Annotated in this window: 12 protein-coding genes and 1 tRNA gene; 7 read left to right on the top strand and 6 right to left on the bottom strand. The window is 66.5% G+C overall.

Features of this window, described 5'->3' with window-relative positions; all coding sequences use genetic code 11:
- Window positions 1–52 precede the first annotated feature (52 nt).
- Window positions 53–541 (top strand): universal stress protein, encoded by a 489-nt coding sequence (locus D578_RS0101240; protein WP_018145067.1) that lies wholly within the window; start codon window positions 53–55, stop codon window positions 539–541.
- A gap of 95 nt (window positions 542–636) precedes the next feature.
- Here the strand turns inward: D578_RS0101240 and moaA are convergent, their stop codons facing one another.
- On the bottom strand, window positions 637–1,647 hold the full coding sequence (moaA, locus tag D578_RS0101235; RefSeq protein WP_018948198.1) for a GTP 3',8-cyclase MoaA: 1,011 nt from the start codon (window positions 1,645–1,647) through the stop codon (window positions 637–639).
- Window positions 1,648–1,882: 235 nt separating this feature from the next.
- Between moaA and D578_RS0101230 the strand changes: the two genes are divergently transcribed.
- From D578_RS0101230 to D578_RS0101220, 3 genes are all read left to right on the top strand, one after another.
- A complete protein-coding gene (locus D578_RS0101230) occupies window positions 1,883–4,792 on the top strand; it encodes a molybdopterin oxidoreductase family protein (protein WP_018168893.1) in 2,910 nt (969 codons plus the stop codon).
- Window positions 4,793–4,867: 75 nt separating this feature from the next.
- Window positions 4,868–5,563: a 4Fe-4S dicluster domain-containing protein gene (locus D578_RS0101225; RefSeq protein ID WP_042798304.1), complete on the top strand. Its 696-nt coding sequence runs from the start codon at window positions 4,868–4,870 to the stop codon at window positions 5,561–5,563.
- A 26-nt stretch (window positions 5,564–5,589) separates the two neighbouring features.
- Complete coding sequence (locus D578_RS0101220) at window positions 5,590–6,528, top strand: DmsC/YnfH family molybdoenzyme membrane anchor subunit (protein ID WP_018948196.1); 939 nt, start codon at window positions 5,590–5,592, stop codon at window positions 6,526–6,528.
- A gap of 88 nt (window positions 6,529–6,616) precedes the next feature.
- Here the strand turns inward: D578_RS0101220 and D578_RS16240 are convergent, their stop codons facing one another.
- Window positions 6,617–6,751, bottom strand: a complete 135-nt coding sequence (locus tag D578_RS16240) for a hypothetical protein (RefSeq protein WP_018948195.1) — start codon at window positions 6,749–6,751, stop codon at window positions 6,617–6,619.
- Between the two features lie 219 nt (window positions 6,752–6,970).
- Here D578_RS16240 and rfaH point away from each other — a divergent pair, with 219 nt between their 5' ends.
- The gene (gene rfaH, locus D578_RS0101210; RefSeq protein WP_018948194.1) at window positions 6,971–7,477 is read left to right on the top strand and encodes a transcription/translation regulatory transformer protein RfaH; all 507 of its coding nucleotides are present in this window, start codon (window positions 6,971–6,973) and stop codon (window positions 7,475–7,477) included.
- A 182-nt stretch (window positions 7,478–7,659) separates the two neighbouring features.
- Here the strand turns inward: rfaH and D578_RS0101205 are convergent.
- A tRNA-Arg gene (locus D578_RS0101205) sits at window positions 7,660–7,736 on the bottom strand.
- Between the two features lie 183 nt (window positions 7,737–7,919).
- Between D578_RS0101205 and D578_RS0101200 the strand changes: the two genes are divergently transcribed.
- The gene (locus D578_RS0101200; protein WP_018948193.1) at window positions 7,920–8,789 is read left to right on the top strand and encodes a c-type cytochrome; all 870 of its coding nucleotides are present in this window, start codon (window positions 7,920–7,922) and stop codon (window positions 8,787–8,789) included.
- Between the two features lie 73 nt (window positions 8,790–8,862).
- Here D578_RS0101200 and D578_RS0101195 read toward each other — a convergent pair whose 3' ends face one another.
- From D578_RS0101195 to D578_RS0101185, 3 genes are all read right to left on the bottom strand, one after another.
- Window positions 8,863–10,368 carry a YifB family Mg chelatase-like AAA ATPase gene (locus tag D578_RS0101195; protein WP_018948192.1) on the bottom strand — a complete coding sequence of 502 codons (1,506 nt, stop codon included), beginning with the start codon at window positions 10,366–10,368 and terminating at the stop codon, window positions 8,863–8,865.
- A 59-nt stretch (window positions 10,369–10,427) separates the two neighbouring features.
- Complete coding sequence (locus tag D578_RS0101190; RefSeq protein WP_018948191.1) at window positions 10,428–10,688, bottom strand: accessory factor UbiK family protein; 261 nt, start codon at window positions 10,686–10,688, stop codon at window positions 10,428–10,430.
- Between the two features lie 65 nt (window positions 10,689–10,753).
- On the bottom strand, window positions 10,754–11,476 hold the full coding sequence (locus D578_RS0101185; RefSeq protein WP_026289109.1) for a pteridine reductase: 723 nt from the start codon (window positions 11,474–11,476) through the stop codon (window positions 10,754–10,756).
- 82 nt (window positions 11,477–11,558) lie between these two features.
- Between D578_RS0101185 and D578_RS0101180 the strand changes: the two genes are divergently transcribed.
- A complete protein-coding gene (locus D578_RS0101180) occupies window positions 11,559–12,758 on the top strand; it encodes a class I SAM-dependent methyltransferase (RefSeq protein ID WP_026289108.1) in 1,200 nt (399 codons plus the stop codon).
- The last annotated feature ends 68 nt before the right edge of the window (window positions 12,759–12,826 follow it).

Here is a 12,826-nt window from a genome sequence, read left to right as displayed (position 1 = left end):
ACCCCGGGCGCGTACGCCGGGTCGGTTTCAAGCGATCACAAAGGGGATCTTCATGCTGCAGCGCGTCATCATCGCCATCGACTTCTCGCCCGCTTCGGCCTCGGCCCTGGCGATTGCCCGCCAGCACTGCCCGGGGGCGAAGAAGCGGTTGCTCTATGTGATGAAGCCGTCGGACGTGGCCGGTCCCAGCTCTGCCGGTGCGTTCAGTGGTGCGGGCTCGTCGCCGCTGAACGCGAAGGACATGCGCAATGCTGCGGAGGAGAAGGTGCGTGCCCAGATGCAGGAGTGGGCCGAGGCAGACGACGACGTCGCCATCGCCGTGGGCAGCGCCCCCGAGGAAATCTCGCGCCACGCCGAGGAGTGGGGTGCGGACATGATCGTGATGGGGACCCGTGGGCGCAGCCAGATCTCCAACATGCTCTCTGGTTCTGCCACCGAGTGGCTGGTGCGCAATGCGCGCCTGCCGGTGCTGGTGGTGCACGACGTGCCGCTGTCCGACTCGATGAAGGAAAAGCTGCCGCCGGAAGGCGCCGTCGACTGAGCCGGCTCGCAGCCCTCCCGGCATGCAGAAGGCCCGCTTTCAGCGGGCCTTTCTCGTTCCTGCGGCATGCTCTCGCGATGACGGCTGGTCGGGCGTCAGCCCCCGGTCATGGACATGAAGCGCAGGACTTTCTCCGGGCGCTCGGAGAATTCGTGGCGTTCCGGCTTCAGGTTGATGGCCTGGATCACCAGGTCCTCCAGTTCCGAATCGGTGCAGCCCTCGCGCAGGTAGGGGCGCAGGTTCAGGCTGTGGTCGTTGCCGAGGCAGGTGTAGATGGTGCCGTCCACCGACAGGCGCACGCGGTTGCAGGTATCGCAGAAGTGCTGCGAGATCGGGGTAATGAAGCCGATGCGCACATCGGTATCCGGGATCTGCATGTAGCGCGCCGGGCCGCCCCCGGGCATCACGCCGGGCACCAGGTTGTAACGCGGCTCCAGGCGGGCGCGCACATCCTGCAGGTTCACGTAATGGCCCTCTTTCGCCTGGCGGCCCGTGTCGCCCATCGGCATGGTCTCGATGAAGCGCAGGGTGAAGCCGTGCTCGATGCAGAAGTCGACCATGTCCTCGACCTCCGGCTCGTTGATCCCGCCCATCACGACCATGTTGATCTTGATTGGGGCGAGGCCCGCGGCCTTGGAGGCCATCAGCCCGTCCAGCACCTTCTCCAGCTTGCCGCCGGTGATCTCCTTGAAGACCTCGGGCTTGAGCGAATCGAGGCTGACGTTGATCCGGTCGACGCCAGCATCCTTCAGCTCCTGCGCATGGCGCGCCATGCGCGTGGCGTTGGTGGACAGCGAGATATCGTCGATGCCGGGCAGGGCATTCAGGCGCGCGGCCAGATCCGGGAGGTTCTTGCGCACCAGGGGCTCGCCGCCGGTCAGGCGCACACGGCGGGTGCCGAGGCGACCGAAGGCGCCCATAACGCGCTCGATCTCCTCGAAGCTGAGCCAGTGTTCCGGCTCCTCGAAGTCGCGAAAGCCCTTGGGCATGCAGTAGAAACAGCGCAGATCGCAGCGATCGGTGACCGAGAGGCGCACGTATTCGATGCGGCGACCGAAGGCGTCGATCAGGGCGTTTCCTTCCGTGGGGGTGTCGGCGTGTTCCATTGGCGGGCCTGTAACGTCGAGTGGGGCGATATGTTCCGTGGTACACATCGTAGATCATTTTGCCGTCTTTGCCACATGAACGTGCAAATCATCTGTGGATTCGCGTCACAATAAAAAAAATCTTCACCCGATAATTCTGGCTTATCCGCAAATAGAAAAGACTCGTTGGCAGAATGTGTCCGCTCCGTCCACAATGCGCGATGCATAACTGAACCGAGATCACGAGGTCGCCCCCATGAGCGCGTTGCCCGAATTCGAAAAGCACGGCGAGCAGGAGATCAAGTACACCACCTGCTACATGTGCGCCTGTCGTTGCGGTATCAAGGTTACCGTCCAGGACAACAAGGTCCGCTACATCCAGGGGAATCGGCACCACCCGATCAACAAGGGTGTGCTCTGCGCCAAGGGCAACGCGGGGATCATGAAGCAGCAGTCCCCGGCGCGCCTGCACCAGCCGATGCGCCGCAAGCCGGGCACCGAGCGCGGTGCTGGCGAGTTCGAGCCGATCTCCTGGGACGAGGCGCTGGACACCCTGTCCGCGCGCCTGCAGAAGATCCGCGAGACCGACCCGCGCAAGCTGGCGTTCTTCACCGGCCGTGACCAGATGCAGGCCCTGACCGGCCTGTGGGCAACCCAGTTCGGTACCTACAACTGGGCGGCCCACGGTGGCTTCTGCTCGGTGAACATGGCCGCCGGCGGCCTGTATACCACTGGCTTCGCCTTCTGGGAATTCGGCGACCCCGACTGGGATCGCACCAAGTACCACATGCTCTGGGGTGTGGCGGAAGACCATGCCTCCAACCCGATCAAGATCGGGCTGGAAAAGCTCAAGCGCAGCGGCGGCAAGTTCGTCGCGATCAACCCGGTGCGCACCGGCTACCAGGCGATCGCCGACGAGTGGGTGGGCATCAAGCCCGGCACCGACGGCCTGTTCGCGCTGTCGATGCTGCACGTGCTGCTGAAGAACGACCAGTTCGACTGGGACTTCCTGGTGCGCTACACCAACGCCACCCAGCTGGTGGTACAGACCCCGGGCCAGAAGGGCGACGGCCTGATCCTGCGTGACGAGGCCGGCAACCCGCAGGTCTGGGAACTGGAGAAGGAGGCCTTCGTCGACGGCAGCCAGGTCGACATCAAGCCGGCCCTGTTCGGTGAGTACACCGCCCCGGACGGCCGCCCGGTCAAGACCGTGATGACCCTGCTGGCCGAACGTTACCTGGCGGACGAGTATTCCCCGGAGAATACCGCCGCGGTGACCGGCATCCCGGCCGAGCAGACCGAGCGCCTGGCGCTGGAGATGGCCCACGTCGCGTTCAAGGAGACCATCGAGCTCGACATCGAGTGGACCGACTCCTGGGGCCGCAAGCACGACAAGGTGTTCGGGCGTCCGGTGTCCATGCACGCGATGCGCGGCATCTCCGCGCACTCCAATGGATTCCAGACCTGCCGCGCGATCCACCTGCTGCAGATCATGCTCGGCTCGGTGGACTGCCCCGGCGGTCACCTGGCCAAGCCGCCATATCCGAAGCACATCCCGCCGGGCATCAAGCCGGCCAAGGAATGCGCCCCGAACACCCCGCTGAAGAGCCCGCCGCTCGGTTTCCCGACCGCGCCGGAGGATCTGGTCATCGATGACGACGGCAACCCGCTGCGCATCGACAAGGCCTTCTCCTGGGATGCGCCGGTGTCCAACCACGGCATGATGCACATGGTGGTGACCAACGCGGTCAACGCCGACCCGTACCCGATCGACACCCTGATCTTCTTCATGGCGAACATGTCGTGGAACTCCACGATGAACACCGCCGAAGTGATGGACATGCTGCGGTCCAAGGACGAGAACGGCGAGTACAAGATCCCGTTCCTGGTGGTCTCGGATGCGTTCAATTCCGAGATGGTCAGCTTCGCCGACCTGGTGCTGCCGGATACCACCTATCTGGAACGCTACGACACCATCTCCATGCTCGACCGCCCGATCTCCGAGCCGGCCGCGGCGGCGGATTCCATCCGTCACCCGATCCTCGAGCCCGATCGCAACGTGCGGCCGTGGCAGGAGGTCATGGTCGAGCTGGCCGGGCGCCTGAAGTTCCCGGCGTTCACCAAGGACGATGGCAGCCGCAAGTTCTCGGACTACAAGGACTTCATCGTCAACTTCGAGAAGGAGCCGGGTATCGGCTTCCTGTCCGGCTATCGCGGCAAGGACGGCCAGAGCCACCTGCGCGGCGAGCCGAACCCGAAGCAGTGGGAGGCGTACATCGAGAACCAGGGGTTCTTCCTGTACCACCTGGCGCCGAACCAGCAGTTCTACCGCTACGCCAACAAGGACTACCTGGAGCTGGCCAAGCACGCCGGCTGGGTAGGCAAGACCGATCCGATCACGATCGAGATCTACTCCGAGACCCAGCAGCGCTTCAAGCTGGCCGGCCAGGGCCTGTACGACGGCCCGCAACCGACCAAGCAGGAGCACAAGGACCGGCTGACCCAGTACTTCGATCCGCTGCCCATCTGGCACAAGCCGCTGGAGCAGACCCGGATCGACGAGGACGAGTACCCGTTCTACGCGGTCAACCAGCGCCCGATGTTCATGTACCACTCCTGGGATTCGCAGAACGCCTGGCTGCGCCAGATCTGCGCCCAGAACTACCTGTACATGAACCGTCAGAAGGCGGAGTCCATGGGCATCGAGGATCTGTCCTGGGTGTGGCTGGAGTCGCACAACGGCAAGATTCGCGTGCAGGTCAAGCTGATCGAGGGCTGCGAGCCCAGCACCGTCTGGACCTGGAACGCCATCGGCAAGCAGAAGGGCGCCTGGGGCCTGAAGCCGGAGGCGAACGAGTCGCAGAAGGGCTTCCTGATGAATCACCTGATCAGCGAGCTGCTCCCGAAGAAGGGCGACCCGATCGACAACATCACCAACTCCGACCCGGTCACCGGGCAGGCCGCGTGGTACGACCTCAAGGTCAAGATCACCCCGGCCGGTCCCGACGAGCAGAGCGCCTGGCCGCAGTTCGACGAGGTGAAGGCCACGCCGGGCATGTCCGAATCGCCGGACCAGCTGCGCTACCACGCGCACAAGCCCGTGCACCTGAACCGCGACATCCGCGACGTGCTCACGCGCGGTTCGCTGGACGACGAGAAAAACTGATCCGGCCCGGTTCCGCGACGGCCTCAAGGCCATCGCGGGGCTTGCCCGCACGAACGATTTGAGGGAGTACCAACCATGCGACTTGGACTCGTAATCGACATGGACACCTGCGTGGGCTGCCATGCCTGCGCGGTGGCCTGCAAGCAGTGGAACACCAGCGGCACCACGGGTCCGCTGACCGACTATCGCCCCTACGGCGAGGACCCGAGCGGCGTGTGGTTCAACCGCATCCGCCACTACGAAGTCGGGGACTACCCCAACAACAAGACCGTCAACATCCCGATGTCCTGCATGCACTGCGAGCATGCCGACTGCGTGAATGTCTGCCCGACCGGCGCCTCCTACAAGCGTCCGGAAGACGGCATCGTGCTGGTCGATCAGGACAAGTGCATGGGCTGCAACTACTGCGCCTGGGCCTGCCCGTACGGCGCTCGCGAGCTCGACCGCGAAGACGGCGTGATGAAGAAGTGCACGCTTTGCGTGGACCGCATCTACGACGAGCAGCTGCCGCCGGAAGAGCGTCAGCCCGCCTGCGTCATCACCTGCCCGGCGCACGCGCGTTTCTTCGGCGACTTCGATGACGACGCCTCCGAGGTGAGCCGCCTGATCCGCGAGCGTGGCGGCGTGAAGCAGATGCCCGAGCTTGGCTACAAGCCGGTCAACACCTATCTGCCGCCGCGGATCACCCGTTCCATCCCCACCGACGACGTGCGTGCCAACACGCTGATCACCTCGGTGAAGGACTGGGTCAACAAGATGGTGGCGCGCTAAGCGCGCCCGATCGGGGAGAGAAAACCATGCATCCGGCGTTTTCCGTCATTCTGTTTACTGTCATCTCTGGTGCGGGCTACGGCCTGTTCCTGTTGCTGGTGGCCTTCCATCTCGCGGGCATCGGTCCGGTCATGAGCCATGGCGAGCTGATCGCGCACGGGGTTGCGGCCCTGGGCATGATCACCGTCGGGCTCATGCTGTCCACCGGCCACCTGGCGAACAAGAAGAACGCCTGGCGTTCCTTCATGCGCTTCAAGACCTCCTGGCTCTCGCGCGAGGCGGTATTTGCCGTGCTGTTCTACCCGTTCGCCGCGATCTATGGCCTCGGCGTGCTGGTGCAGGGCCACGAAGTCGGTCCGTTGGCCGCAGTGGCTGGCGCCATCGCCGCCGTGCTGGCGGTGGTCACGCTGTTCTCCACCGGGATGATCTACGGCTGCCTGAAGACCATCCGCCAGTGGAACACCGCGCTGACCCCGGCCAACTACATCCTTCTGGGTGTGGCCACCGGCGCCGTCGCCTTCGCCGCCATTGCCAGTGTGTTCGGCAACGCCACCGCGATGCATGCGGGCGTGGCCATCGTGCTGCTGCTGATCGCCGGCGTCCTCAAGGGGATCTACTACTTCTGGATCTCCCGCGTGACCGGCCCGACCATCAACACCGCCACCACCTTCAACCGCGCGACCGTGCGCTTGCTGGATACCGGGCATACCGCCGGTACCTTCCTGACCGACGAGTTTGGCTACGATGCAGGCAAGAACACCACCGACACCCTGAAGATGGGCGTGTTCCTGCTCGCGTTCGGCACCCCGATCCTGGTATTCGCGGCGATCCTGTCCGGCGTGCCGGCCGTCGTGGCCTGGCTCGGCCTGGTCGCGGCCCTGGTGGGCGTCATCATGGAGCGCTGGCTGTTCTTCGCCGAGGCCCGGCACGTGGTGCGCCTGTACCACGGGGACCAGCACACCTGAGCCCTGCTGGCTGAGGTGGCACATGGAACGCCCGCCTTGCGCGGGCGTTTTCATGGGTGGCCGTCGCGGGCGCGCCGGCCACGGAGGGTTACTCTTTCTGCTTGTCCTGGCGCATGCCGTGGATGATGTAATAGCCCACGTAGCCAAAGAACGCCACGATCCCCAGCAGGGTGATGATCGTCAGAATGCCGATGGGCGACTGGAACATGATTTCGGTCAGCATGATCGTTCTCCTGAGGTGTCGATACACCTCAGACGCTAGCGCTGCCCCGGGCTGTCGAATTTGATCCAGATCAAGGCAATAGCCGATCGCCCCGGCGACCCTGCACATCCACTTTCGTGATGTATCTACGCACCTTTGCTGCCAGCCGGCCTATCATTAGAGTGAGTTGATGCTGCCCGTGGTGCGCAATGACCGGCGCGCTGCTGCGACGAGGTCCCCTTGAAACACTGGTACACCATCCAATGCAAACCCCGGGAAGAAGCCCGCGCCGAGGCGAATCTCGACCGCCAGGGGTATCGCACGTTCCGGCCGTTAATCCGCCGGGCCATTCGCCGCGGGGGGCGTCGCACCGCCGTCACCGAGTCCCTGTTTCCGCGCTACCTCTTCGCCCAGCTTTGCGACGTCGAAGAAAACTGGGCGCCAATTCGCTCCACGCGCGGCGTGCTTGGTTTGGTGCGCTTTGGTTGCAGCCCGCTGCCAGTGCCCGAGCCGGTCATCGAGGGTATCCGCCTGCGTCTGGACCCCGACAGCGGCTGTCTCGACCTTACCCGTGACAGCGACTTTGCCCCCCAGCAGCCGGTCACCATCACGGATGGACCGTTTCAGGGGCACGAGGCCCTGTTTCTCGCCCGCACCGGAGAAGAGCGCGTGATCGTGCTCATGCAGATCATGAACCAGAGTCAGCAGGTCGAACTGCCGGCTGCGGCCGTGGGGCCTGTTGCCTGATCACGCAGTCCGAGGGCGAGGCTGTCGTCTGCTATGCACAGAGGCTTGGGATTGTCCTGGCGGGGCTGAGGTGTTTGCGCGTTCTGCGGGCCTCGATTCGAGAGGGGAGGCTCGGCCGGCCCCGGGCTGCAGCCGCATAACGAAGAAGGGCCCATAAAATGGGCCCTTCTTCGTCGTCATGATGGCGCGCCCGGCAGGATTCGAACCTGCGACCCCTGCCTTCGGAGGGCAGTACTCTATCCAGCTGAGCTACGGGCGCAAGACCTGCCATGATACGGGCGCGAGCTTTGGCGCGTCCAGCCATATTTGACCGCCACACTCGGTTTGTGGTCCTGGTTTGCATGATGCCCTATACTCTGCGCCCGATTTGCGCTTGATGCGCGAGGGCTTTTGAATAGCACACCACATGGCCACTCAAGGCCAGGATCTCGGAGGGAGAGAAGTGGGAAATCAACCGATCAAGATGGACACCGGGAACAAGGTGTTGCTGTTTATTGCGTCCCTGGCCCTGCTGGCCACGGTCCTTTTTCTGGTGTCGCACCTGGCCGGCTGGCTTGCCGGCATGCAGGTGTCCCAGCCCGACACCGTGAGTGACGAGCGCGTCGCCCAGCGCATCGCGCCGATCGGTCAGGTGGTCTCCGGTGAGGTGGACGCGGCCGAGGAAGCCGCAGACCTGAGCCCGGGCGACCTCTACTCGAACGTCTGCGCGGCCTGCCATGATGCTGGTGTTTCCGGCGCCCCGCTCAAGGACGACACCGACGAGTGGAGCAACCGCCTGAACGACAAGGGTCTGGACACCATCTTCGCAAATTCCATCAACGGCATCGGCGCCATGCCGGCGCGCGGTGGCGATCCCAGTCTGAGCGACGAGCAGATGCGCGACGTCGTCGCCTACATGCTGGATCAGGCTGGCGTTGAACACGACTACGAGGGCAACGGCGACGATAACGGCAACGGCGACACCGCCGCCGCCGAGGGCGAAGAGCCGGTTGCGAGTACCGATACCGGGGAAGCGGCGGCCGAAGAAGAGGCCGAGGCGGTTGCAGCCATCGCGGTCGAAGATGGCGATGCGGAGCGCGGTCAGTCGGGTTACAACACCTGTATTGCCTGCCATGGTGCGCAGGGTCAGGGTACCCCGGTGTTCCCGAAGCTGGCCGGTCGTGATGCCGAGTACATCGCCGACAAGCTGGTGCGTTACCGTGCGGGCGAGACCGTTGGCGATCAGACGGCCCTGATGGCGCCGAATGCCGCCAACCTGTCGGATGGGGATATCGCCGACCTGGCCGTGTACGTGGCGACCTTCGAAGACTGATCGTCCCAGTAAGAACGGCAGTACGAAACCCCGCTCAGGTACCGCCTGGGCGGGGTTTTTCTTTTGCCGCATCCTATTGTGTGCGCCAGTGGTCCAGGGCGCGGTAGCTCAGTGCCTCGGTCAGGTGCTGGGTCGCGATCGCCTCGGCGCCGTTGAGATCGGCAATGGAGCGCGCCACCCGCAGGATTCGGTGGTAGGCCCGCGCGGAGAGCCGAAAGCGTTCCGCAGCCTTGTCCAGCAGCTCCCGGTCAGCCGTTCCGAGGGCGGCGTACCCGTCCAGTGCCGTGCCATCGAGTGCGCTGTTCAGTCCATTCTGGCGCTCGCGCTGCACCTTGCGGGCCCGAGCGACGCGCTTCGCCACCGAGGCCGAGTCTTCCGATGCCTCGGCTGATCCGGCCAGGTCCTTGGGCGGGATGCGCGGGACCTCGATGGCCAGGTCAATCCGGTCGAGTAGCGGTGCGGACAGGCGCTTGCGGTGGCGGGCCCGCTGCTCCGGGGTGCATTCGCAGCGTTCGGCGAGGTCGCAGTCGAATCCCTGTGGGCAGGGGTTCATCGCACCGACCAGCTGGAAGCGGGCCGGAAACTCGGCCTGGCGGGCCGCGCGCGAGATGTGGATGACCCCACTCTCCAGCGGTTCGCGCAGTACGTCGAGCACCGAGCGGCTGAACTCGGTGAGTTCGTCGAGGAACAGTACGCCCTGGTGCGCGAGCGAGATCTCGCCGGGGCGTGGTGTACTGCCGCCGCCGACCAGCGCGACGCCCGAGGCGGTGTGGTGCGGGGACCGGAACGGGCGCGCCCGCCAGTCCTGGCGCAGGTGCGAGCTGCCGCGCAGGCTGTGGATGGCCGCGGTCTCCAGGGCCTCGGCCTCGTCCATTGGCGGCAGGATGCCGGGGATGCGCGAGGCCAGCATGGACTTGCCGCTCCCGGGTGGGCCGACCATCAGCAGGTGATGCCCGCCGGCGGCCGCGATCTCCAGGGCCCGGCGCGCCTGGTGTTGGCCGCGCACGTCGGCGAGATCGGGGTGGGCGGGTGCGGAGGGCGCGGGCGGTTGCGCCGGGGCCAGTGCGGCGCGCCCCGCCAGCGCGGCGCAGACGGCATTGAGGTGCGAGCCGGTGAGGACCCGGGCACGGCTGGCGAGGGCCGCCTCCGCCCCATCCTCCGGGTTCACCACCAGCGCCCGCTCGGCGTCGGCCGCCGCAAGCCCGGCGGCCAGGGTGCCGCCCACTGGGCGCAGGGTTCCGTCCAGCCCCAGCTCGCCGAGGAATTCGTGGCGCGCCAGCGCCTCGGCCGGGATCTGCTGGCTGGCGGCCAGGATGCCCAGGGCAATGCCGAGGTCGAACCGGCCGCCGTCCTTGGGCAGATCGGCGGGGGCCAGGTTGACGGTGATGCGGCGCCGTGGGAACTCGAAGCCGCTGGTCTGGATCGCCGCGCGGACGCGGTCACGGCTCTCGCGCACCGCAGCCTCGGGCAGGCCGACGATCTGGAAGGCGGGCAGCCCGTTGGCCAGGTGGGTCTCGATGGTGACCAGCGGGGCGTGGATGCCGTCGATGGCGCGGGCGTAGGCAATGGTGACGGGCATCCGTGCCCCTCCGTTCTGCCGCCAGGCATCCGTGCCCGGCGGGTGGTTTCAGATGGTGGTTACTGCCCGGCTTCGTCGCTCGGGCGGGCTTCCAGCGCGGCGACCCGAGCCTCCAGCTCTGCCAGGCGTTCGCGGGTGCGTTCCAGCAGGGCCACCTGGATGTCGAAGTCCTCGCGGGTCACCAGGTCCATGCGCTCGAAGCCGCTTTGCAGCGACGAGCGGACCTGGCGTTGCACGTCCTCCTGCATGTGGCGTACCGACTCCGGCAGGCTTTCGGTGATGCGGCGGGCGAGGTCGTCGAAGCGTTTGGAATCGATCATGCTGCAGTCTCCTGGCGCAAATGCTCGGTTGGGGGCCAGTGTAGCGCGGCAGGACGGGGTCGCGGCTACTGCGATGCTGACCGGCCGCCGTCCACCGGGATCACCTGGCCGGTAATGTAGGGCGCGTCCAGCAGCAGGAAGCGCACGGTGCGTGCGATGTCCTCCGGGCTGCCCTCGCGCTTGAGCGCGGTGCGCTCGATCATTGCCTCGTGGGTGCCGGTGTTTTCCGCGTCCTCGGGGGCGAGGATCGCGCCGGGGGCGACGCCGTTGACCCGCACGTCCGGCCCCAGCTCGCGGGCGTAGGCCTGGGTGAGCGCCCACAGCCCGGCCTTGGCCGCCGAATACACTGGGTAGCCCTTTAGCGGGCGCAGGGCGTGGATGTCGACGATATTCACGACCGCGCCCTGCTGGCGTTGCAACGCCGGGCTGCAGGCCTGGGTGAGGAAGGTCGGGGCCTTCAGGTTGGAGCCGATCAGGTCGTCCCAGGCCTGTTGTGTGATTTCGCCCACGGCGGTGGCGTAGAAGGTCGAGGCGTTGTTGACCAGGAAATCCAGGCGGCCCCAAGCCGCCTCGGCCTCGCGGGCCAGGCGTTCGATGGCCTCCAGGTCGAGGAGGTCGGCCTGCAGGGCGCGGGCGCTGTCCGCGCGCTTCGCGTTCAGTTCGGCGGCGAGGTCTTCGGCATCCGTGCGCGAGCCGCGGTAGTGGATCAGTACCCGCAGCCCGGCTGCGTGCAGCCCGCGCACGATGGTTGCGCCGACCCGCCGCGCGGCCCCGGTGACGAGTACCACCCGTGCTTGCCCGGAGGTCGTGTCCATGCTGTCGGTTTGAACCTGCGCCACGCCTGCCCCCGGGTTGGTACCATTCGTCGTCATGATGCCGCCGAAACCTAGCACAAACGCCCCGGCCGATCCGGTTGCTGCCGATATCGCCCTGCGTCTGCACGCCTTCCTGCAACAGAGTGTCGTCGCCGGCGAGGGGTTCCTTCCGTTCGTCGATTACATGCAGGCCGCGCTGTATGCGCCGGGGCTGGGCTATTACGTGAACGGGGCGCACAAGCTGGGCGAGGGGGGCGATTTTGTCACCGCACCGGAGCTCTCGCCGCTGTTTGGCGAGACCCTGGCGACCTGGCTGGCCCCGGTGTTGCGGGACGATCTGGACGGGACCGGCACACTGCTCGAGTTCGGCGCCGGCAGTGGCCGGCTCGCGGGGGACGTGATCGCCACGCTGCGCGAACTCGGGGTGGCATGGGAGCGCTACTGGATCATCGAGGTCAGTCCGGACCTGCGGGCGCGGCAGCAGGCCCACCTGGAGGCCACGCTTGAACCCGCCGAGTACGCCCGGCTGGCGTGGCTGGATGCCCTGCCCGAGACCCCGTTGCGCGGCGTGGTGCTCGCCAACGAGGTGCTGGATGCCCTGCCGGTGGAGCTCTTCCGCTGGCGCGAAGGCCGGGTCTGGCAGGTCGGGGTCACGACCGATGCAGCGGGCGCCCTGGGCCTGGCCGAGCGACCGGCCTCGGCCGGCCTCGCCGAGCCGGTGGCGCGGCTGCAGGCCGAGCATGGCCCGTGGCCCGAGGGTTACCTCTCCGAGTGGCGCCCGGCCCAGGCCGCGTGGGTGACCGCGCTGGCCGGTTTTCTGGAGCAGGGGGCCGCCGTGATCGTGGACTATGGCTTTCCGCGCAGCGCCTACTACGCGCCGGAGCGTCACCAGGGGACGCTGGTGGGTTACTACCGCCAGCAGATGATCCAGGACCCGCTGGCCCATCCGGGCCTGATGGATCTGACCGCGAGCGTGGATTTCACCGGGATCGCCGAGGCGGCGGATGCCGCGGGCCTCGATGTGCTGGCGTATGCCGCGCAGGGCGAATTCCTGCTGGGGGCGGGGCTGCCGCAACGTTTCGAGGCGCGCGTGGGCAGCGGCGAGGATGCCCGTCTGACCATGCGGGCCGCCCAGGCCGTGCGCATGCTGACGCTGCCGGGGGAAATGGGCGAGCGTTTTCAGGTGATGGCCCTGGGTCGCGGTTGCACGCAGCTGCCGCTGGACGGTATCCCGGATCGCCGGGGGCGCCTGTGAAGCCTAGCCCGAACGCAATGGCGCGGCGCGGCAGGGGCTGCTTGGTGCGGTCTGCGAAACCCGGCATG

This window comes from Thioalkalivibrio sp. ALMg11 (assembly GCF_000377905.1).
GTDB lineage: Bacteria > Pseudomonadota > Gammaproteobacteria > Ectothiorhodospirales > Ectothiorhodospiraceae > Thioalkalivibrio.
The sequence above is the reverse complement of the archived record's forward strand: the minus strand, read 5'-3'. Positions and strand labels throughout refer to the sequence as shown.